The 20,449-nt window shown below is 71.0% G+C and carries 19 protein-coding genes; 15 read left to right on the top strand and 4 right to left on the bottom strand.

Annotation, left to right across the window (positions count from 1 at the left end; translation table 11 throughout):
- The first annotated feature begins 87 nt into the window (after window positions 1-87).
- The 5 genes from H4N58_RS15475 (at window position 88) to secA (ending at window position 6,397) form a co-directional block, all read left to right on the top strand.
- On the top strand, window positions 88-873 hold the full coding sequence (locus tag H4N58_RS15475) for a ComF family protein (protein WP_167251713.1): 786 nt from the start codon (window positions 88-90) through the stop codon (window positions 871-873).
- Window positions 874-934: 61 nt separating this feature from the next.
- Entirely contained in the window at window positions 935-1,594 is a 660-nt protein-coding gene (hpf, locus tag H4N58_RS15470; protein WP_167005151.1) for a ribosome hibernation-promoting factor, HPF/YfiA family, read from the top strand.
- Window positions 1,595-1,634: 40 nt separating this feature from the next.
- Window positions 1,635-2,291 (top strand): response regulator transcription factor, encoded by a 657-nt coding sequence (locus H4N58_RS15465; protein ID WP_243843016.1) that lies wholly within the window; start codon window positions 1,635-1,637, stop codon window positions 2,289-2,291.
- 14 nt (window positions 2,292-2,305) lie between these two features.
- Window positions 2,306-3,535 carry a winged helix-turn-helix domain-containing protein gene (locus H4N58_RS15460; protein ID WP_182397106.1) on the top strand — a complete coding sequence of 410 codons (1,230 nt, stop codon included), beginning with the start codon at window positions 2,306-2,308 and terminating at the stop codon, window positions 3,533-3,535.
- A gap of 144 nt (window positions 3,536-3,679) precedes the next feature.
- Window positions 3,680-6,397, top strand: coding sequence for a preprotein translocase subunit SecA (gene secA, locus H4N58_RS15455; protein ID WP_208322472.1), 2,718 nt, complete (start codon window positions 3,680-3,682; stop codon window positions 6,395-6,397).
- A gap of 95 nt (window positions 6,398-6,492) precedes the next feature.
- Here the strand turns inward: secA and H4N58_RS15450 are convergent, their stop codons facing one another.
- The gene (locus H4N58_RS15450; protein WP_167005144.1) at window positions 6,493-7,017 is read right to left on the bottom strand and encodes an Rv3235 family protein; all 525 of its coding nucleotides are present in this window, start codon (window positions 7,015-7,017) and stop codon (window positions 6,493-6,495) included.
- Between the two features lie 39 nt (window positions 7,018-7,056).
- Window positions 7,057-7,797 (bottom strand): LysM peptidoglycan-binding domain-containing protein, encoded by a 741-nt coding sequence (locus H4N58_RS15445; protein ID WP_167005141.1) that lies wholly within the window; start codon window positions 7,795-7,797, stop codon window positions 7,057-7,059.
- A 97-nt stretch (window positions 7,798-7,894) separates the two neighbouring features.
- On the opposite strand from H4N58_RS15445, the gene H4N58_RS15440 reads away from it, so the two are divergent.
- Window positions 7,895-8,404: a hypothetical protein gene (locus H4N58_RS15440; protein ID WP_167005139.1), complete on the top strand. Its 510-nt coding sequence runs from the start codon at window positions 7,895-7,897 to the stop codon at window positions 8,402-8,404.
- On the opposite strand, the gene H4N58_RS15435 is transcribed toward H4N58_RS15440, so the two are convergent.
- On the bottom strand, window positions 8,388-8,669 hold the full coding sequence (locus tag H4N58_RS15435) for a helix-turn-helix domain-containing protein (RefSeq protein WP_167005136.1): 282 nt from the start codon (window positions 8,667-8,669) through the stop codon (window positions 8,388-8,390). The two genes, H4N58_RS15440 and H4N58_RS15435, sit on opposite strands and share 17 nt — an antisense overlap.
- Before the next feature lie 205 nt (window positions 8,670-8,874).
- On the opposite strand from H4N58_RS15435, the gene H4N58_RS15430 reads away from it, so the two are divergent.
- From H4N58_RS15430 to H4N58_RS15395, 8 genes are read left to right on the top strand one after another with little or no spacing between them, the layout of a single operon-like run.
- Complete coding sequence (locus tag H4N58_RS15430) at window positions 8,875-9,456, top strand: hypothetical protein (protein WP_167251715.1); 582 nt, start codon at window positions 8,875-8,877, stop codon at window positions 9,454-9,456.
- On the top strand, window positions 9,453-10,700 hold the full coding sequence (locus H4N58_RS15425; protein ID WP_167251716.1) for a hypothetical protein: 1,248 nt from the start codon (window positions 9,453-9,455) through the stop codon (window positions 10,698-10,700). Before H4N58_RS15430 ends, H4N58_RS15425 begins: the two co-directional genes overlap by 4 nt.
- Before the next feature lie 9 nt (window positions 10,701-10,709).
- A complete protein-coding gene (locus H4N58_RS15420; RefSeq protein WP_167251717.1) occupies window positions 10,710-12,176 on the top strand; it encodes a wax ester/triacylglycerol synthase family O-acyltransferase in 1,467 nt (488 codons plus the stop codon).
- On the top strand, window positions 12,173-12,502 hold the full coding sequence (locus H4N58_RS15415) for a hypothetical protein (protein WP_167005126.1): 330 nt from the start codon (window positions 12,173-12,175) through the stop codon (window positions 12,500-12,502). Before H4N58_RS15420 ends, H4N58_RS15415 begins: the two co-directional genes overlap by 4 nt.
- Before the next feature lie 38 nt (window positions 12,503-12,540).
- Window positions 12,541-12,741, top strand: coding sequence for a hypothetical protein (locus H4N58_RS15410; RefSeq protein WP_208322428.1), 201 nt, complete (start codon window positions 12,541-12,543; stop codon window positions 12,739-12,741).
- The gene (locus tag H4N58_RS15405) at window positions 12,738-13,841 is read left to right on the top strand and encodes a glycerate kinase (protein ID WP_243845156.1); all 1,104 of its coding nucleotides are present in this window, start codon (window positions 12,738-12,740) and stop codon (window positions 13,839-13,841) included. Before H4N58_RS15410 ends, H4N58_RS15405 begins: the two co-directional genes overlap by 4 nt.
- A 9-nt stretch (window positions 13,842-13,850) precedes the next feature.
- Window positions 13,851-14,564: a hypothetical protein gene (locus tag H4N58_RS15400; RefSeq protein WP_167005122.1), complete on the top strand. Its 714-nt coding sequence runs from the start codon at window positions 13,851-13,853 to the stop codon at window positions 14,562-14,564.
- Window positions 14,561-15,034, top strand: coding sequence for an RDD family protein (locus H4N58_RS15395; protein ID WP_167005119.1), 474 nt, complete (start codon window positions 14,561-14,563; stop codon window positions 15,032-15,034). The genes H4N58_RS15400 and H4N58_RS15395 overlap by 4 nt, the downstream gene beginning before the upstream one ends.
- Window positions 15,035-15,067: 33 nt before the next feature.
- Here the strand turns inward: H4N58_RS15395 and H4N58_RS15390 are convergent, their stop codons facing one another.
- On the bottom strand, window positions 15,068-15,562 hold the full coding sequence (locus H4N58_RS15390) for a DUF2505 domain-containing protein (protein ID WP_167005117.1): 495 nt from the start codon (window positions 15,560-15,562) through the stop codon (window positions 15,068-15,070).
- 90 nt (window positions 15,563-15,652) lie between these two features.
- Between H4N58_RS15390 and H4N58_RS15385 the strand changes: the two genes are divergently transcribed.
- Window positions 15,653-20,422 carry an NAD-glutamate dehydrogenase gene (locus H4N58_RS15385; protein ID WP_167251719.1) on the top strand — a complete coding sequence of 1,590 codons (4,770 nt, stop codon included), beginning with the start codon at window positions 15,653-15,655 and terminating at the stop codon, window positions 20,420-20,422.
- The last annotated feature ends 27 nt before the right edge of the window (window positions 20,423-20,449 follow it).

The following is a 20,449-nucleotide window of genomic DNA, read 5'->3' as shown; positions in this document are numbered from 1 at the left end:
CCGTCCACAAGGTGGAGACGAGCGACCCTGTCCCCAGGGGAGCGCTGCCGCCCCTCGCGACCCACCCGCTGACGCCACCCTGAAGACGTGCGAGAACTCCTCAAGGCTGCCGCCGATCTCCTCCTCGGCGTGCGCTGCGCCGGCTGCGAGGACCCAGGCGTCGTCCTGTGCGCCGGGTGCGAGGCGCGCGTGCGGGGCGCCCCGGCCGTACGCAGCCCCGATCCGGCTCCGCGTGCGCTCACGCGCGCTCCGCCGGTGGTCATGGTGTCGACCGGTCCGTACGAGGATGTCGTCCCCGCGGCGCTCCACGCCTACAAGGAGGAGCCTCGCACCGCTCTCGCGGCACCGCTGGGCCGTGCGCTGGCCGACGCTGTCCTCCACGCGCTGGTTCTGACCGGCGCGACCGGGCGCGAGATCCGCCTGGTCCCTGTGCCGTCGCGGCGTTCGGCCGTACGCGCGCGTGGGTTCGACGCCGGCGGCGAGCTCGCGCTCCGGGCGGCGGCCGACCTGCGGCGGCGCGGCCTGCCCGTGCGGACGTCGCGCGTGCTGGCGGTCGACACGTCGGTCCGCGACCAGGCCGGGCTGAGTGCGGCCGAGCGGGCGACCAACCTCGCCGGGGCCTACCGGCTCCGCGGCTCACCCGTCGGCCGTGCTGGGGCGGCCTGCGCCGTCGTCGTGACCGATGACGTCCTGACCACCGGTGCCAGCGCGGCGGAGGCCGTGAGGGTGCTCGGGGCGGCGGGAACGCGCCCGATCGCCGTCGCCACGGTGGCTGCGACCGTGCGGAGGAGTTCGGCGCGTCGGGACCTTCGTCCCGTGTGTCCGCCATCTCTGGAGAAATGTCCTGACCGGGTCTACGGTCGAGACATGTGAACGTCATCCGCCGCGACTCGCCACCGGTCAGCGGTGGCAGTCGCTCATTCGAGGAGGCTTCGTGGACATTGTCGTCAAGGGTAGGAACTGCGAGATCAGCCAGCGTTTTCGCGACTACGTAGACGAGAAGACACCTCGCATCGAGAAGTACGACCATCGCAAGAAGATCCAGCGCGTCGACGTCGAGCTCACCAAGGAGTACAACCCCCGCCAGAGCGGACGCTGCGAGCGGGTCGAGATCACCCTTCGCGGCAGAGGGCCCGCGATGCGCGCCGAAGCCTGCTCCGACGACCCGCTCGCCGCGCTCGACAAGGCCGTCGACAAGCTTGAGGCGCAGATCAGGAAGGCCAAGGACCGCCGTCGCGTCCACCACGGCAGCCGTACGCCGATGTCGGTCTCTGAGTTCGCCGCCGCCACCGACGGTGCATCGACGGCCGAGCCCGACGAGGAGCCGATCGACGCCGTCCACTACGCCGGCCCCGTCGAGGTCCGCGGCGAGGGTCCGCTGGTCGTTCGCGAGAAGACGCACCGCGCCGCCCCCATGACGCTCGACCAGGCGCTGTACGAGATGGAGATGGTGGGGCACGACTTCTACCTCTTCGTGGAGAAGGACTCCGGACACCCGAGCGTCGTCTACCGGAGGCGGGGATACGACTACGGAGTCATCCACATCGAGCCGACATCCGGAGGGTTCGAGGGCCTCGACGACAGCGTCGGCTGACCTTTCCGTGGCATGATCGGCTGCGATGGACGCTGCAGACGTGCCGACTGAGACGGTCCGGGTCCTCCTCGTCGACGACCAGGAGCTGTTCCGGCGCGGTCTGCGGATGGTGCTCGAAGCCGATCCGGGGCTCGACATCGAGGAGGCCCACGACGGTCCGTCGGGCGTCGCTCAGGCGACGGCCAGCGCTCCGGACGTGGTCCTCCTCGATGTCCGGATGCCCGGCATGAGTGGGCCCCAGGCGGCAGCGGCGATCAAGGAGGTCGCGCCGTCCGCGCGCATCATCATGCTGACCGCCAGCGACGAAGAGAGCGACCTCCTGGAGTCGATCCGCAACGGCGCGTCCGGCTACCTGCTCAAGGACTCGTCCGTCGACCAGGTCAGCGACGCCGTGCGGCGGGTGGCGACCGGACAGTCGCTGATCAGCCCTCCGATGGCGACCCGTCTTCTGGAGGAGTTCCGGCTGCTGGCCACGCGCGGTGAGCCGCCACGCGGCACCAAGCTCAGCGATCGAGAGCTCGAGGTGCTCCGCCTGGTCGCGGTGGGCAACAACAACCGAGAGATCGGACAGAAGCTGTTCATCAGCGAGAACACCGTCAAGAACCACGTCCGCAACATCCTGGAGAAGCTCCAGCTGCGGTCCCGGGTGGAGGCCGCGACGTACGCGGTCCGCGAGCGGTTGCTCGACCTGCCGTGACGCGAGCGCAGGACATGGCGGCCTCGACCGCCAGGCGGACCGTGCTCGCCGCTCAGGGATTCAACGACCCTGCTCACACGAAGGTGACGATGCGGACGCTCGACCGCGCCCTCACCCGGACGGGCGTGCTCCAGATCGACTCGGTGAACGTCATGCAGCGGGCGCACTACCTCCCGCTCTTCAGTCGTCTCGGCCCGTACGACACCGCGCTCCTGCACCGAGCGGCCGAGAAGCGTCCACGCCGGCTCGTCGAGTACTGGGCGCACGTCGCCGCATACATGCCTGTCGAGCTGTGGCCGGCGATGCGCCACCGCATGCTCGGCTACCGCGAGCGCGGCCACGCCTGGAGCGGCGAGGCCGGCAGGCCCGCCCTCGCCGATGCGCTGCTCGTCGAGGTGGAGCGCCGCGGCGCCGCGACCGCGCGTGAGCTCGACCCGGCCACCGGCCGCCCGCGTGACCAGTGGGGCTGGAACTGGTCGGAGACCAAGAAGGCGCTCGAATACCTCTTCCTCTCCGGCGAGCTCGCCGTCGCGCGCCGCAACGGTGCGTTCGAGCGCGTGTACGACCTCCCTGAACGGGTCCTTCCCGCCGCGGTCCTCGATGCGCCGGACCTCGACGCGCCGGAGGCGGCACGGACGCTGGTGCGCCGCGCGGCGATCTCGAGCGGCGTGGCCACCGAGGCGAGCCTGCGCGACTACTTCCGGATGGGTGCCCGCGAGACGCGGGCCGCGGTGCATGAGCTCGTGGAGGAGGGCGCGCTGGAGCCCGTACGGGTCGAGGGATGGCAGCGTCTCGCCTATCGGCACGTCGCCGCTGCGACGCCGCGCCGGATCCGTACAGCCGCCCTGCTGAGCCCGTTCGACCCGCTGGTGTGGGAGCGGGCACGCACCGAGGACCTGTTCGGCTTCCGCTACCGGATCGAGATCTACGTCCCGGCCCACAAGCGGGTGCACGGCTACTACGTCCTCCCGTTCCTGCTCGACGACGCGATCGTCGCGCGGGTCGACCTCAAGGCCGACCGGGCGACGGGGCGCCTCCTGGCGCGTGCCGCGTGGGCCGAGCCTGGGGTCGATACCGGGCGGGTGGCGGCTGCTCTGGCCGAGCAGCTGTGGGCCGCGGCCAGATGGCTGGGGCTGGACGCCCTCGAGGTGGAGCCACGGGGTGATCTCGCGCCGGCGCTCGCCGCCGCCGTGCCGGCTGCTGTCCCGGCCGCCGTCCCCGTGCCTGATCCCTCCGCGGTGTGACCCAGATCCCTGAGGCAGTTACGGTTGCCCCCGTCGGTCGCCTAGGATGGACGCGATTCTGCCGTTGCGGGGCCGATCCGGCGTGTTCCGGGCCCTGGGCGGCTTCGGAGCAAGTCTCAGGAGTGCGATTCCGTGCCGAAGGTGATCGACAAGATCCTGCGGATGGGCGAGGGCAAGATCCTTCGCCAGCTGCAGGCCATCGTCAAGCAGGTCAACGCCCTCGAGGACGACTTCGTCGCCATGAGCGACGACGAGCTCCGCGGCATGACGGACGAGTTCAAGGACCGCCTCGAGGCGGGCGAGACGCTCGACGACCTCATGCCGGAGGCTTTTGCGACCGTTCGCGAGGCCGCCAAGCGCGTGCTCGGCCAGCGGCACTTCGACGTCCAGATCATGGGCGGTGCCGCGCTGCACCTCGGCAACATCGCTGAGATGAAGACCGGTGAGGGCAAGACGCTCGTCGCGACCCTCCCGAGCTACCTCAACGCACTGTCGGGCAAGGGCGTCCACGTCGTGACGGTCAACGACTACCTCGCGAAGTACCACGCGGAGTGGATGGGCCGCGTCCACGGCTTCCTCGGTCTGACGACCGACGTGATCGTGCCGTCGATGACTCCCGCCCAGCGCCGCAAGGCCTACCTCGCCGACATCACGTACGCGACCAACAACGAGCTCGGTTTCGACTACCTGCGCGACAACATGGCCGACGACATCTCGGAGTGTGTCCAGCGCGGTCACAACTTCGCGATCGTGGACGAGGTCGACTCGATCCTCATCGACGAGGCTCGTACGCCGCTGATCATCTCCGGTCCCACGCAGGACGAGGTGAAGTGGTACGGAGAGTTCGCCGCGATCGTGGGTCCGATGGAGCGCGACTACGACTACGAGGTCGATGAGAAGAAGCGCACGGTCTCCGTCCTCGAGCCGGCGATCACCAAGGTCGAGGACCACCTCGGCATCGACAACCTGTACGACGCGGTCAACACGCCGCTGATCTCGTTCCTCAACAACGCGATCAAGGCCAAGGAGCTCTTCAAGAACGACAAGGACTACGTCGTCATCAACGGCGACGTCCTGATCGTCGACGAGCACACCGGCCGCATCCTCGAGGGACGTCGCTACAACGAGGGCCTCCACCAGGCGATCGAGGCCAAGGAGGAGGTGACGATCCGCGAGGAATACCAGACCCTCGCCACGATCACCCTCCAGAACTACTTCCGCCTCTACGACAAGCTCTCGGGCATGACCGGTACGGCGATGACCGAGGCGTCGGAGTTCGACAAGATCTACAAGCTCGGCGTCGTTGCCATCCCGACGAACAAGCCGGTCGCTCGTGTCGACGAGCGCGACCTGGTCTATCGGACCGAGGAGGCGAAGTTCGAGGCGGTCGTCGACGACATCGCCGAGCGCCACGAGGCCGGCCAACCGATCCTCGTCGGCACCACGAGCGTCGAGAAGTCCGAGCGGCTCTCCAAGATGCTCAAGAAGCGTGGCGTCGCGCACCAGGTCCTCAACGCCAAGCAGCACGATCGTGAGGCCGCCGTCGTCGCCGTCGCCGGTCACAAGGGTGCCGTCACCGTCGCGACCAACATGGCAGGACGAGGCACCGACATCATGCTCGGTGGATCCGTGGAGTTCCTCGCCGACCAGGCGCTTCGCGCGAAGGGCCTCGACCCGGTCGAGACGCCCGACGAGTACGAGGCCGCGTGGCAGGAGACCGTCAACGAGGTCGAGAAGCAGGTCGCTGCCGACCACGACGAGGTCGTCGATCTCGGTGGCCTCGCGGTCATCGGCACCGAGCGCCACGAGTCCCGGCGTATCGACAACCAGCTGCGTGGTCGTTCCGGACGTCAGGGCGATCCGGGCTCGACGCGCTTCTACCTGTCGCTCGAGGACGACCTGATGCGGCTGTTCAAGGCCGACTGGGTCGACTTCATCCTCACGCGGCTCAAGGTGCCCGACGACGTGCCGATCGAGAACAAGAACGTCACCAACGCGATCGCGTCGGCGCAGAGCCAGGTCGAGGCGCAGAACTTCGACACCCGCAAGAACATCCTCAAGTACGACGACGTCATGAACCGCCAGCGTGAAGTCATCTACGCCGAGCGTCGCCGCGTGCTCGAGGGCGCAGACCTGTCCGACTGGGTGCGCGAGATGATCACCGACACCGTCACCGGCTACGTCAACGGTGCCGCGCAGGGCTTCCCCGACGAGTGGGACCTCGATGCGCTGTGGACGGCGCTCAAGACGCTCTACCCGGTCTCCGTCTCGGTGGTCGAGCTCGAGGACCAGCACGGCGGTCGTTCCGGCCTGACGCGCGAGCTCCTCGTCGACGCCATCACCACCGACGCCCGCGAGGCGTACGAGCGCCGCGAGGCCGAGCTCGGCTCCGAGGTGACCCGCGAGCTCGAGCGCAAGGTCGTGCTGTCGGTCGTGGACCGCAAGTGGCGCGAGCACCTGTACGAGATGGACTACCTCCGCGAGGGCATCGGACTGCGTGCCTACAGCCAGCGCGACCCGCTCGTCGAGTACCAGCGCGAGGGCCACGAGTTCTTCACGGCGATGATGGACGCGATCAAGGAGGAGACCGTCGGTTTCCTCTTCAACGTCGACGTCCAGGTCGAGGGCTCCGACGCCGAGGGCGAGGTCGAGCTGTCCGCGAAGGGCCTGGAGGAGAACGTTCCTCAGCAGCTGACCTACAGCGGGCCGACCGAGACCGGCGACGTCGAGGTCGAGGTCGCCGACGAGGACGACGATCCGCTGGCGCTCACCGAGAACGAGAAGGTGCGCCAGAACAACGCCAAGAACCGGGCGCGCCAGAAGGCCAAGCAGCAGCGCAAGTCGCGCAAGAACAACCGCTGAGCCTCACGCACCACCTCTGACGAAGGACCCGATCTCGCGGCCACCTGTTGGTCGCGAGGTCGGGTCCTTCGTCGTAAGCAGGGCTCCAGCTCCGCTCACACCCAGCACAGGGCGCTGCAGACCCAGGTCGGGTCGCGCCGATCGATGTCGTGGACGAGCCGGGCAGCGAGCGCCCGCGACTGCGTGCCCTGGGCGATACGGGCGCTGAGTTCGGCGACCCCCTCGCGCGGGTGGGAGACCCGGATGCTCGCCAGCCGGCTGACCGGTGCCTGTCGCGGCTCGCGCGTGCGGGCGCGTGCGAGGACGGCGACCCGGTGCTGCATCTCCTCGTACACCTCCGGCGTCAGCACCCGTGCGAGCTGCTGGAGTGGTCGGGTGCCTGACGAGACCTCGAGCAGCGCGCGGACGAACTTCGCCGCACGCTGGTCCGGAACCGGCGCCTGCGGGGGAACGAGGGTGAGGTGGGGGCGAGACGGGAGCGACGGTCGTACGTCCGTCGACAGCGCGAGCGAACCGTCGACGAGGGGGAGCGACCACTGCGCTGCCATGGAGTGTCGCGTGCGGCCGTCGGCGGCGTACGGGATCGAGAGATCGTGGAGTGCTGCGCGTGTGTCGGTCATCGAAGTCTCCTCGCTGGGGTGTGGTCGCTCTGTGTGGTGTCAAGGACGGGGGTCGTCGGGCATGCGGTTGGCGGCACGTGAAGAAGGGGCCCGCAGGATCATGCCGATCCGGAGCGCGTCGGGATCGGCACCGATGCGGGCGCGGTTGGCTGCGTACCAGCGGCGCCACTCCCGGTCGAGCTGTCCCGTGGTCGGCTCGGCACCAGTCCCCTCCCAGGACGCTGCGGCGATCTCCCACAGCGAGTCGCCCGCGCGGACCCGGTGGGTCGCGCCAGATCGTGCGGCCGACCGTCCGACGGGCCCGGCGGCGGGACGCTGTCCGACGGGATGAGACGAGGCGGGTCGAAGCGCGGCAGGTCGGTCCGGCAGCGCGAGGCCGCGCAATGCGGCCGAGCCCGGCACCTGCGCGGCACGCGGCCCGGCGGGCTCACCCGGCGCGCCCGGGGCGCCGGTGACCGCTGCTGCGGGCCCCGCGAGAACCAAGGACGACCCCGCCACCGCCAGGATCACGCGCCGCCACGGCCCCGGCGACAACCGGAGGAGGACGCGCGGCAGCGGGTGCCCGCTCACCCGGCACACAGCCGCCCCGATCGTCAGCAGTGCCAGCCAGCCCGTCGAAAACGTCGCAACGACGAGGCCGAGATCGCCGACGAGTACGTCGAGGCGCGGAGCGGCCGGCCCGGCCGCCCCGGCGAGTCGCGTCACCGCCGGCGGCACCTGCTCGGCGAGCAGGAGGAGCGCACCCCACGGGACGGCGATCACTGCACCGGTACGGAGCATCTCTTCCCCTTTCTTACGTTTGCCTACATTTGCGTACGGTGAAGGACGCAGTCAATCGTTCATCCACAGAGCCTGGGGAATCGCTAGAGTGCTCGCCATGCCGTGGGACGACCGATTCGTGGCGTTGGAGCACGACCTCGCGCTCCAGGCGGAGGGCGAGGCCCACGCAGAGCGCGACCAAGAGATCAGCGACCTTGCTGCGGAGCGTTCGGCTCAGCTTCCGTGGGCCGACCGGTGCCTGGGGCTTGCGGTGACGATGCGCGTCGTGTCGGTCGGCACGATCCGCGGCGAGCTGGCGATGGTGACCGCGGACTGGGCGCTGGTCCACCACGACGCCGTCACGGACTGGGTCGTCGCGCTGCGCGACGTCGTCGCAGTGGTGCCGAGCGAGGGCACGCCGCGCACGTCACGAGGCGAGGTGCAGCGGCGGATGACCTGGCGTCAGGCGTGGGGCGCGCTCGTCCGCGACCGCGACGAGGTGCACGTGCTCCGCCGCGACGGGTCGAGCGTCCGCGGAGTCCCGGTGGTGACGGGGCTCGACCACGTTGAGATCGCGGGCGAGATCATGCCGTACGACGCCGTCGTGGCGATCAGGTGTCCGCGTTGACGCCGGACTCGGTCCGCGCGTCGGCCTCGGTCTCCTCGTCGACGAACGGGTGGGCGGCGATGTGGTCGCGCGTCGCGGTGTACTGGTCGGTGATGTAGCGCTCGAGCGCCTCGCTCTCGACCCGCCACACGCCGCGCCCGCCGACGCGGATCGCGGGCAGGTCCCCGCGGCGTACGAGGGCGTAGACCTGCCGCTCGGAGACGTTGAGGATGTCGGCCACGTCCGAAAGACGCAGGAATCGGGGTGACTCGGATCCGACGGGCATGTGCTGATTGTGCCAGTCGACCTCCCGGGGATCAGCCCGTGCCGCGACGGACTGTGGACAACGGGTGGACGCGCGGGCATCGGATGCGGCATCAATAGGCTCCATGCTGACCCTCTCGCAGCGCACCGACTCTGTGCGCGCGGACACTCGCCGACTTCAACGGCCACGCTGGACCCATCCCCGCGCCCTCGGAGGAGTCGCCCTGGTGGCGATCTGTGTCGTGCTCGGCGGCCTGCTCATGGCGCGCGTGTCGGAGACGACCGAGCTCTGGGCACTGCGGGCCGACGTCCGTGCTGGCGAGCCGGTGCGCGTGGACGACCTGGAGCGGGTCGACGCCCGGCTCGGGGGCGACGCGCGCGCCCACTACCTCGCCGCGAGCGAGACGGACGCCCTCGTGGACAGGGCGGCGTCGGCGGTGTGGGGCCGTGACATGGCCGCGGGCGAGCTCGTTCCCGACGCCGCACTCGTGGACGCGTCCGTCAAGGGCGGCGTCGAGCTGCCGCTGCAGGTGTCGCACGCCTCCGTCCCCGACGATCTCGGCGAGGGGCACCGGGTGGACGTCTGGGTCGCTCCCGGCGAGTCCTCCGTCGAGCCGACCGCCGAGGCGCGCCGGGTCCTCGACGACGTCACGGTCGTCGCCGTCCACGGGGCCGGCACGGCCTGGGGAGACTCGACCATGCGCGGCATCGTCGTCCGCGTCGACGACGAGGACCTGCTGCCCCAGGCCCTCGCCGCGCTCGACTCCGGCACCGTCACCCTGGTACGACGTGGCGGGGCCGACGCGTGAGCGTCCCGGTCCTCATCGCCGCGGGCGACGCCGCGTGGGAGGCGGAGCTGGTCTCGGCTGCGGTCGAGGCACGCGGCATCACCGTCGTCCGCCGCTGCGTCGATGTCGCTGACGCCGTCGCCACCGCCGTCAGCGGCGCGGTCGCGCTCGCGCTGGTGAGCGTGGAGCTGCCCGGCCTCGACCCTGATGCAGTCGAAAGGATCGCGCGCCGCGGCGTGGTCGTCGTCGCGATCGCGCCCGACGCAGGCATGCACGAGGCCGCACGGATCGCCGCCGCGCTGGGCATCGAGGCCGTCGTGCCGCTCGGTCGGCTCGCGAGCGTCGTGGCACTCGCACGCCGCGGCGACGCAGGGGCCGACCCTCGGCCAGGCGGAGCTGTCGCGACCGGGGCAGCGACGGAGGCCGCCTCCGCGACAGGCTTCCCGCTCGACGCCCCGCCGCGAGAAGGGCGGCTCACGGCGGTCTGGGGGCCGGCCGGCTCGCCGGGGCGCAGCACGGTCGCACGCGGCCTGGCGGCCGAGCTCGCTGCGCGCGGTCGTCGCACCGTGCTGGTGGACGCCGACGTCGACGGCGGCACGCAGGCCGCCGCGCTTGCCCTCCTGGACGAGGTGAGCGGGCTGCTCGCCGCCGCCCGGGACGCCAACGGAGCGGTCCTCTCGACTGGGGCGCTCGCCGGCCACCTCCGCTGGATCGGTCCCGAGCTCGGCGTCCTCACGGGGCTGCCCCGCGCGGAGCGATGGCCCGGTCTGCGGGCGACCGCCTACGAAGGGGTCCTGGCGACCGCGCGCGACCTCGCCGACGACGTCGTCGTCGATCTCGGCTTCTGTCTCGACGACACGGGTGAGCAGGGCTTCGACGGGGTCGCGCCACGACGCACCGCCGTCGCGCGGCACACCCTCGCGACCGCCGATGAGATCGTGCTCGTCGGTCTCCCCGACCCGGTCGGCCTGTCGCGCCTCGCGCGGGCGGTGCTGGACCTGCGCGCCCGGTGCGACGTCGAGGCGACGGTCGTCGTGAACCAGATGCGGTCGACGCTCGGGTGGAGCACACACGAGGTCGGCGAGGCCGTCGAGCGGTTCACGGGTGTCATCCCCACAGCGTTCCTCCCGTACGACCGCACGGCGCTCGACCACTGCCTCGTGCACGGCCTGACGTCGTACGAGGGAGCAGCCGGGTCGGCCTTTCAACGGGCGGTCTCACGATTGGCAGACGATCTCGGCGCTCGAGCTCACGAACTGGCGTAACCTGTGCCCGTGCCCCGACGTCTCGATGCGCTCGACGTGACGTTCCTCGACGAGGAGACGTCGGCCACGCCGCGCCAGGTGATGACGCTTGCCGTCGTCGCGCCGGGCGAGCGGCCCTTCGACTACGACACGCTCGTGCAGGTGGTCAACGAGCGGATCGGGCTGGTGCCCCGCTACCGCCAGCGTGTCGCCGCCGTTCCGGGCGGGATCGGTTCTCCGGTCTGGGTCGACGACGCGTCGTTCGACCTGTCGTACCACGTCCGGCGCTCCGCACTCCCGACTCCCGGCTCCAACGCCGCGCTGCGCGAGCTGGTCAGCCGTCTCATCGCGCGACGCCTCGACCTGACGAGGCCGCTGTGGGAGGCCTACTTCATCGAAGGGCTCGAAGGCGGTCGCTGCGCCGTCCTCATCAAGTCGCACCAGGCGCTCGTCGACGGCTCGGTGACGGTCGACCTCGCCCAGGTGCTCCTCGACGAGAGCGCGCACGACCGCGATGTCCCATCCGACGGTTGGAAACCACGCTCCGAGCCGGGCGGAGCGTCGCTGGTCGCGGGGTCGCTCGTCGACGCTGCCCTCGACCCGCGTCGTGCGGCGAGTCGGCTGAGGTCGGGGTTCGACAAGGTGCAGGCGCGGGTCGGCAAGGTCGTCCAGACGCTCCCGGTCGTCGGCCCGGTCGCCGCCGATGCCCCCGGTCCGTTCAGCGGCAGGCTCAGCCAGCACCGTCGCTACGTCACCGTGAGCACGCGCCTCGACCAGTACCGCGGGGTGCGCGACGTGCACGGCGGCACGGTCAACGACGTGATCCTGGCGACGATCGCCGGGGGGATCCGGGGCTGGATGCTCACGCAGGCCGAGCCGGTCAGCGACAAGACCCGCCTGCGCGCCATGGTGCCGATGTCGGTCGCCGCGCCCGACGGGGTCCCCACCTCGTACGGGTCGACGGTGCGCGGTCACCTGCTGTCGCTGCCGGTCGGCGAGACGAACCCGGTCGTCCGCCTGCACCAGGTGTCGTACGCGCTCAAGGCGCACCGCGAGACCGGCGTCGCGGTCGCCGCCAACACCCTCGCGTCGCTGCCTGGGTTCGCCCCGACGACGTTCCACGCCGTCGGCGCACGCGTGGCCGAGACGCAGGCGCACCACCCGTACGATCTGATCGTGACCAACGTCCCGGGCCCGCAGGAGCCGATGTTCATGGGGGGAGCTCAGATCGTCGAGACGTACCCCGCGATCCCGCTCTCGCACGGCCGCACGCTGTCGATCGGCATCACCTCGTACGCGGGAGGTGTCTACTACGGCCTCGTTGCCGACCGCCAGGCGGTGCCTGAGGCCGACATCCTCGGACAGTGCCTCGAGGAGGCGCTCGCCGAGCTGGTCGAGACGGCCAGCCCGACCCGGCAACGGGCTCCTCGTGGCGGCCTCGCTCCCGTCTGGGACCAGCACGCGCCGAGCGTGGACGACGCCGGCAGCACCGCATGAGCGTGCGCGCCTATCTGGCGGTTGACCCCGCGGCGCTGCGCCGGCTCGCGGGCGACGAGAGGCTGCCTGCCGACGCGTACGAGGGTGTCGTGGCGGCCAGCGACGACGAGCAGGACGAGTACGACGCGATGGCGGTCGCGGGCGAGATCGCAGAGGAGCGGTGGGGGACCGTCCTCGTGCTCGCGATCGAGGCACCCGGGGGGGCTGGCAGCGAGATGAGCAGTCCGGTCGCGCTGCGAGACGTGGAGGCGATCCACGTCGGGGACGAGCTCGCGTGGTACGCGACGCAGGAGCTCGACGACGTCCTGGCCGCCCTCGGCGACTGACCCGCGGTGCCGCGGGAGTGACCCGGGGTCGGGAAAGAGTGACCCGCGAGCGTCAGGGCGGCATGATGGGCGACGGGCACGTCGACTTCGCGGCGTTCACCCGCGCGGTCGCCGCGACCGGTTACGCCGACGACGTGGAGGTCGAGATCGTCAACGCCGACGTATGGGCAGCAGCCGGGGAGGACGTGGTCGAGACGATGGCACGACGCTACGCCGAGCTCGTCGAGCCGTACCTGTGACGCGGGTCCTCGTCGCGCCGGACAAGTTCAAGGGCTCGGCGGACGCGGCTGAGGTCGCGTCCGCGCTCGCCCGAGGCCTCCGTACGGCCGGGGCCGAGGCCGTGGAGCTGCCCGTGGCCGACGGCGGCGACGGCACGGTCGCTGCCGCGCTCGCCGCGGGCTGGGCGCCGGAGACGGTCACCGTCAGCGGGCCGACCGGTGAGCCGGTGGCGACCACGTTCGCGCGCCGCGGCGTGGACGCGGTGGTCGAGATGGCGGACGCCTGCGGGATGCGGCGGCTCGACGGGCCGCTCGCGCCGATGGCGGCCAGTTCGCGCGGGCTCGGCGACGTGATCGCGGCCGCGATCGCGGACGGGGCCATGCGTGTCGTCGTCGGGATCGGCGGGAGCGCCTCGACCGACGGCGGCGCGGGCATGGTGAGCGCCCTCGGTGCGCGCGTGCGCGACGCAGCCGGGGCGCCGGTGCCCGCCGGGGGCGCAGGGCTGGCGGATGTCGCCTCCCTCGACCTCGACGGACTCGACCTGGCGGGCGTGACGCTCGAGGTCGCGTGCGACGTGGACAACCCGCTGACCGGACCCGAGGGTGCGGCGGCGGTCTACGCCCCGCAGAAGGGCGCCGACCTCGAGCAGGTCCGTACCCTCGATGCCGTACTCACCCGGTGGGCCGACGTCGTCGCGTCGACGACCGGACGCGACCTGCGCGACGCTGCGGGAGCTGGTGCTGCGGGCGGTGTCGGGTTCGCTGCGGTCGCGCTGCTCGGAGCCCGGCTGCGGTCGGGGGCCGATCTCGTGCTCGACCTCGTCGGCCTCGACGCGGCGCTCGACGAGGTCGACCTCGTGATCACTGGGGAGGGGGCGTTCGACGAGCAGACCCTGCGCGGCAAGGCGCCCGCGGTGGTCGCCGGACGGGCCCGAGCGCGTGGCGTGCCCGTCGTGGTCGTCTGCGGCCGGACGACGTTGTCGCCCGCTCGGGCCCGCGCCGAAGGGTTCGCCGAGGTGCTCGCGCTGACCGACCTCGAGAGCGATCCCCACCGCTGCATGGCCGACGCGCCGCAGCTGCTCGAACGCATGGGCCGCGCCGTGGGGGCGCGTTTCCTCTAGATTCGACTCGTGCAGGACCACGTCGTACGGCTCGTCGACCTGGCCGTCGGCGCGACCGTCGCCGTGGCGGTCCCTCTCGTCGGCGCGGCCCGAGCGCTCGCCCCGGGGGCGATCCATGTCGGGCGCCGCCTGGCGTACCCGCCGTTGGTCCCGCTCGAGCTCGCACCCGGCACCGTCGCGCGGCTGCTGGTCGTCCGCGGACGGGCGACGCGGCTGCTCGCGCAGGAGGTGCTGGTCCAGCGTGCCCGCGCCGCCGTGCCCGTCGTGGTCGACGAGGTGCTCGACCAGATCGACTTGACGCGGCTCGTGCTCAACCGTGTCGACCTCGCGCATGTCGTCGTCACCGCCCTGGACGAGCTGAACCTCACCGCCGTCGTGACCGAGCATGTGGACCTCGGCCAGGTCGTCAGCACCGCGCTCGACCAGCTCGACCTCACCGAGGTCGTCCTCGACCGTGTCGACCTCCAGCGCGTCGTCACGCACGTCCTCGACGGGCTCGACCTGACGGCGCTCGTGCGCGAGAGGGTCGACCTCGACGCCCTCGCCAACGAGGTGATCGACGACGTCGACCTCCCCGAGATCATCCGTGACTCCTCCAGCGGCATCGCTGCCGACCTCGTCATCGAGGCGCGTACGGGGGCGGCGACGGCCGACGAGGTCGTCGCGCGTGCCGTCGACCGGGTGCTCGTGTGGCGTCGTCGCCGCGAGGGCGGTCCGCGATGAGCCCGGCGGCGCATCCGGTCGGGCCGGGCGCGCAGCTGCAGGGGCAGCCCGCCGGCGTCGTGACGCGGGTGATCGCGGGCGGGCTCGACTACATGCTCGTGGGGCTGTGGTCGGCGGGGGTGTACGTCGGCGTGGCGGCGCTCAGCTTCCTCTACAACCCGGTCGAGTGGCAGTGGCCGCGATGGTCGTTCGGGGCGGTGCTGATCCTGGGGGCGCTGTCGATGGTGACCTATCTGACCGCGACGTGGGCCACGAGCGGCAAGACGCTCGGCGGTCAGGTGATGGGCACGCGGGTCGTACGGGACGGCGAGCGGGTGCACGTCCTGCGTGCGCTGGCCCGCGCGGTCGTCGTCGTGGCGTTCCCGATCGGGCTGTTCTGGTCGGCGGTCGACGTGCGCGCGCGGTCGGCGCAGGACCTCGTGATACGCACGTCGGTCGTCTACGCCTGGCGTACCGACGTCCGTCCCTGAGGCGCCGACGCACGGCGGTGACCGTACGGGCGGTCAGCCTTCGGCGAACCGCGCCTGGCCCGCCTCGGACTCCACGCGCAGGGCGGCGACGATGGCCTTCGCGACCTCGGGCTCGACCTTCCTGCCGATCAGCGGGATCTTGACCTTGAGGTCACCCTCGACGACCAGCTCGGCGCCCGATGCCGTCGGGTGGATCGCCATCGTGCCGTCCATCGACGCAGGCTGGCCCTTGATCGTCAGCCGGACGGTGCCAGCACGGGAGCCGTCTGCAGCGGCGGGGCCCCAGGTCTCGATCTGGCGGACCTCGACCGTGTCGCCGGTCAGCCGCTTGATGAAGTCCGGCATCTCCGCCGGCATCGTCCGGTCGATCTGGACCTGAACCTGGTCCTCCTGGTCGTCCACCGAGACCTCGTACGCGATGGCGTGCATCTTCTCGCACACCTCGGCACGGAACTCGTCGTCGCGGATGATCGAGAAGACCTGGTCGGGAGTGGCGCCGGGGTAGTCGGCGATCTCGTGCAGCCTCATGCCGGACATCATCGCAGGGAGCCTCGAGAATGGCGCCAAGTAGTGTGCAGAGAGTCACAACGATGTGCACGAAGGAGTCCGATCTTGTCCATGGAGGAAGGCGACCTGCCCCCCGACGTCACCGATGCGCTGGTGGAGGCCTACTACCAGCACGTCCCTGCCGAGGAGCGCAAGGAACGACCGCCAGAGGCGTTGAGGGGCGCGGCCACGAGCCACGCCCGGCTCGCCGCAGTCAGAGCGCCGGGGGAGACCCTGCTGAAGGTGTGGCAACCAGATGCCGACACCGACGGGTGGGATGCGCGGGGGCACCTGGTGCTCCAGGTCGTCACCGACGACCGTGCGTTCCTGGTCGACTCGACGACCGGGTTCCTGACGAGGGAGGGGTTTGGAGTCGACTGGCTCGTCCACCCGCAGCTCGAGGTGGTCCGCAACGGCGCGGGCCAGCTGGAGTCGGTCGGGATCGCCGGTGGCGAGTCCGCGCCGGGCGCGGTGCGCGAGTCGTGGATGTACCTCGAGCTCGACCGCAGCGACCGTCCCGACATCGAAGAGGTGATCAGCGAGGGCGTACGAAGGGTCCTGTACGACGTCGAGCTCGCCAACGATGACTGGGACCCGATGCGCTCGCGTGCGCACGAGATCGTCGCCGAGCTGCGGTCGACGCCGCCGGCCGGCATCTCTGCCGACGAGGCCGCCGAGGCGGCGCTGCTGCTGGGCTGGCTCGCGGACGACAATTTCACCTTCCTCGGCTATCGCGAGTACGACCTCGCGGGTGAGCCGGGCGACGAGAAGCTCCGCTCGGTCCCCGCCAGCGGGCTCGGGATCCTGCGCAACGAGCGGCGCGAGAGCGCATCCTTCTCCCGTCTCCCTCCGCGTTCGCGCGCGCGGGCGCGTGAGAAGACAGTGCTCGTCATCACCAAGGCCAACTCGCGCTCGACCGTGCACCGGACCAGGTATCTCGACTACATCGGCATCAAGACCTTCGACGCCTCCGGCGAGGTCGTGGGGGAGCGTCGCTTCCTCGGGCTGCTCGCGTCGTCGGCCTACACCGGCAGCATCACCCGCATCCCGATCCTCGACCGCAAGGTCGACGCGGTCATCTCTGGCCTCGGGTACGACGCCGACAGCCACGCGGCCAAGGAGATCCTCGACCTCCTCGAGACGTATCCGCGCGACGAGCTCTTCCAGATCCCGGTCGAAGGACTCTCGGAGATCGCCGAGGCGCTGATCCACCTCCAGGAGCGTCGCCACGTCCAGCTGTTCGTCCGGCGCGACCCGTACGACCGGTTCCTGTCGTGCCTCGTCTATCTCCCGCGCGACCGCTACACGACCAACGTCCGGCTCACCATCGAGGAGATGGTGGCCGAGCGGGTCGGCGGGGACCCGATGATCGACTACGGCGTGTGGGTGAGCGAGTCGCAGCTCGCCCGCGTCCACCTGGTCGTCCGCCCCCGCCCGGGCCAGGAGCTCGGCACCGTGGAGGCGGCGGAGCTGCAGGGTGAGGTCGCGGCCGCAATCCGGTCGTGGGAGGACTCGCTGGGAGCGGCCGTCGACCGGCGTTTCGGCGAGGCGAGCACGACCTCCGTCCTCGCTGGCTTCCGCGACGCGTTCCCTGCGGGCTACAAGGAGGACGTCGACGCGGCCGACGCGGTCGACGACGTCCTCGCCGCCCGCGAGCTGCTCAGTGGCGAGGACCAGATCGTCGTCCACGTCGAGCCCGACCCGCGGCACGACGACCCCCATCGGCTTCGTGTCCGGCTGTACACCCGCGAGCCCGCCGCGCTCACCGACCTGCTCCCCGCGTTCGCCTCGCACGGTGTCGACATCCTCGACGAGCGGCCGTACGAGCTGGCGACGAGCGAGCCGGTGTGGGTGTACTGGTTCCGGGCCCGCTCGCACGTGCTCACCGACGAGTCCGGCCGTACGCGGCTGACCGAGGCGTTCGCGGCGTGCTGGGACGGCCGCGCGGAGGTCGACGGGTTCAACCGGCTCGTCCTCGGTGCCGACCTCGACTGGCGCCAGGCCGTCGTCCTGCGGGCGTACGCACGCTATCTCCAGCAGGCGGGGACGCCGTTCAGCCTGGAGTCGATCCAGGCCGTGCTCCTGGCCGAGGCCGGCGTCGTCCGGCTCATCCTCGACCTGTTCCAGGCCCGCTTCGACCCCTCCGTCGACGACTCCCGCCGCGAGTCGCTGACCGAGGAGGTCGAGGCCGACCTGCGCGAGCGGCTCGAGGCGGTCGAGGGACTGGACACCGACCGCGTCCTGCGGTCGTACCGGACGCTGGTCCGCGCGACCGTACGCACGAGCTTCTACCAGCGCGACGAGGACGGTCGCCCCCGGTCGTACGTGTCGTTCAAGCTGTCGCCGCGCGACATCGCCGACCTGCCCGAGCCGCGGCCCGCGCACGAGATCTTCTGCTACTCGCCGCGGGTCGAGGGTGTGCACCTGCGGTTCGGGGCCGTCGCGCGCGGCGGTCTGCGCTGGTCCGACCGGCGCGACGACTTCCGTACGGAGGTCCTCGGCCTGGTCAAGGCGCAGATGGTCAAGAACGCCGTCATCGTGCCGGTCGGGGCGAAGGGCGGCTTCTACTGCAAGCAGCTCCCCGATCCTGCCGATCGTGAGGCGTGGCTCGCCGAGGGCGTCGCCTGCTACAGGACGTTCATCTCGTCGATGCTCGATCTCACCGACAACCGCATCGGCGGCGAGGCGGTCCCGCCGCCGGACGTCGTCCGCCACGACGGCAACGACACCTACCTCGTCGTCGCCGCCGACAAGGGGACGGCGACGTTCTCCGACATCGCCAACCAGATCGCGGCCGACTACGGCTACTGGCTGGGCGACGCGTTCGCGTCGGGCGGCTCGGCGGGCTACGACCACAAGGCCATGGGCATCACCGCGCGTGGCGCGTGGGTGTCGGTCCAGCGGCACTTCCGCGAGATGGGCGTCGACTGCCAGCGCGAGGACTTCACCTGCGTCGGCATCGGCGACATGTCCGGCGACGTGTTCGGCAACGGGATGCTGCTGTCGGAGCACACGCGGCTGGTCGCCGCGTTCGACCACCGGCACATCTTCGTCGACCCCGACCCGGAGGCGGCACCGTCGTTCGAGGAGCGCAAGCGGTTGTTCGCCCTGCCGCGCTCGAGCTGGGCCGACTACGACGCGAGCCTCATCTCCGAGGGCGGCGGGGTGTTCCCCCGTACGGCCAAGTCCGTGCCGATCAGCGTGCAGATGCGCAAGGCGCTGGGGATCGATGACGACGTCACCGCGATGAGCCCGCCGGAGCTGCTCCGGGCGATCCTCATGGCACCGGTCGACCTGCTCTGGAACGGCGGCATCGGCACGTACGTCAAGGCGTCCTCTGAGTCGCACGCGGACGTCGGCGACAAGGCCAACAACGCCATCCGGGTCAACGGCGATCAGCTGCGCTGCAAGTGCGTCGGCGAGGGCGGCAACCTCGGACTCACGCAGCTCGGGCGCATCGAGTACGCGTTGACGGGCGGTCGGATCAACACCGACTTCATCGACAACTCCGCCGGCGTCGACACGAGCGACCACGAGGTCAACATCAAGATCCTGCTCAACCAGGTCAGGGCGCGCGGCGACCTTTCCTCGCAGGAGCGCGACACCCTGCTCGCGTCGATGACCGACGAGGTCGCGCGGCTCGTCCTGACCGACAACTACGACCAGAACGTGTCGCTGGCGGGCTCGGTCGATGCCGCGGTCAGCCTGCTGCACGCGCACGCGAGCTGGGTCGCTCGGCTGGAGCGCGGGGGCTACCTCAACCGTGCCCTGGAGTTCCTGCCCGCCCCGAACCAGATCGCGGAGCGTCGCTCGCAGGGTGTCGGGATGACGGCGCCAGAGCTTGCCGTGCTGATGGCGTACACCAAGATCGTGCTCGAGGAGGAGCTGCTCACGTCCGACATCGCCGACGACCCCTACTACCGGGGGCACCTGTTCGGCTACTTCCCGAGCGCGCTGCGCCAGGAGTATCGCGCCGACATGGCCGAGCATCCCTTGCGCCGCGAGATCGTCGTGACCGCGATCGTCAACGAGATGGTGAACCGTGCGGGCATCTCGTACTTCCACCGGCTGTCGGGGGAGACGGGCTCCTCGGCTGCCGAGCTCGCACGAGCGCGCTCGATCGCCAGCGAGATCTGTGGCGAGGGGGCGCTGCTCGAGCGGGCGAGCCAGCTCGACAACGTGGTGCCGGCCGACGTGCAGGAGGTCATGCGCAGCGCGGTGCAGGCGCTCGTCGAGCGGACGTCGCGATGGCTGATCAACCACCGCCGGTTCGCCGACGTCGAGGGCAGCGTCGACTACTTCGGGACGGCGGTGCAGAGCCTGCTGCGCGACCTGCCCCGGCTGATGGTCGGTCGTGAGCATGCGCTGTGGCGGGGGAGGGCCGACGCGCTCGCCGATGCGCACGTCCCGACCGACGACGCGGAGACCTTCGCCGCGCTCGCGCCGGCCTACGGGGCGATCGAGATGGCCGACATCGCCCTGTCGACAGGGACGGTGGCGACGACCGTCGCGGAGCTGTTCTTCGAGCTCGGCGAGCAGCTCGGGCTGGATCGTCTGGCGCACCGCATCCAGGCGCTCCCTCGCGACGACAGGTGGCGCTCGATGGCCCGTGCCGCGCTGCGCGACGACCTGCTCGGCGTCCAAGGACAGCTTGCCCGCAAGGTGCTGAGCTCGACTGATCCCGAGTCGTCCGCGCACGACCGCGTGCAGGAGTGGGGCGCCACGGAGGCCTCGGTGCTCGAGCGTGCAGAGGAGACGCTCGAGGAGATCTGGGGGGAGGACACCCCGGATCTCGCGCGCCTCTCAGTCGGCCTCCGGGTCGTGCGCACGCTGCTCACGTGACGGGAGCGCGTGAAACGGGTTGACCCC

It is taken from the genome of Mumia sp. ZJ1417 (assembly GCF_014127285.1).
Classification (GTDB): Bacteria; Actinomycetota; Actinomycetes; order Propionibacteriales; family Nocardioidaceae; genus Mumia.
Note: the sequence above shows the minus strand (reverse complement) of the source record. Positions and strands in the feature narration are given on the sequence as shown.